We start from the raw sequence: 1171 nt of genomic DNA on the forward strand, positions 1-1171 counted from the left end.
CGCGCTATGGGCCAAGTTCTCCATGGGAGCGCCACAACGACTGAGGCAATCCGTCGAGCAATACAAAATAGTCAAGCGAGCTTGAGGGCCCTGGCCGAGCGCCATGGCATCAACCCGAAGACGGTCGCCAAATGGAGGAAGCGGGATACCACCGCAGATCGCCCGACGGGACCGAGAGCACCGCATTCCACGGTGCTCTCGGTCCAGGAAGAGGCGATCGTCGTCGCCTTCCGCCGGCATACCCTCCTGCCGCTGGATGACTGTCTCTATGCCCTGCAAGCTACGATCCCGCACCTGACGCGTTCATCGCTCCATCGTTGTCTGCAGCGGCATGGCATCAGCCGCCTGCCTGAGGTGACCGGCGACAAGCCCGGCAAGAAGAAGTTCAAGAGCGACCCGATCGGCTACTTTCGCTAACGCGGCCCTTCGGGTCATATCGACATCGCCGAAGTGCGCACTGAGGCGGGAAGGCTCTATCTGCTGGTTGCGATTGACCGCACCAGCAAGTTTGCCTTCGTGGAACTGCACGAGAAGGTAACGACCGGGATCGCCGGCGACTTCCTGCGCGCGCTGATCGCCGCCGTGCCTTACAAGGTGCACACGGTGCTGACGGACCATGGCATCCACTTCACCACGCCTGGCAACACTGCTTCTGCGGTCCCGCTGATCAAGAATGCGATGAAGCGAGGCGAGATCTTCCGAGCCCATGCCTTTGAGTATGCCTGTGCCCAGAACGATGTGGACCATCGTCTGACCAAGCCGAGGCATCCCTGGACCAATGGTCAGGTTGAGCGGATGAACCGCACCATCAAGGATGCGACGGTCAAACGCTATCACTACGACAGTCATGACCAGCTCCGGCAGCACCTCAATGACTTCGTGAGCGCCTACAACTTCGGCCGGCGTCTGAAGACGCTGAAAGGGCTCACCCCCTACGAGTACATCTGCAAGATCTGGACAGCCGAGCCAAAACGCTTCAGGCTCAATCCGCTCCACCAAATGCCGGGACTTCTCTATTCGGCGGGTTGAAGTCAAGCGCCTTCCGAGCTGTCCGACACCCCAGTGTTCAATGTTCTTCGCGAGGCCTTGCTTCTCTTCGGGATCGGCTCTCACGCCGTCCCAGTATGGGATCAGGAGAATGAAGCGGGCAATCTAAACAGCGGTCTGAACG

1 pseudogene is annotated in these 1171 nt (G+C 59.8%); it reads left to right on the forward strand.

The window, feature by feature from the left end:
• The first annotated feature begins 6 nt into the window (after window positions 1–6).
• A pseudogene (locus tag ACYVOK_RS22755) lies at window positions 7–1029 on the forward strand (IS481 family transposase).
• Window positions 1030–1171: the final 142 nt, after the last annotated feature.

The organism is Kribbella swartbergensis (assembly GCF_054784135.1).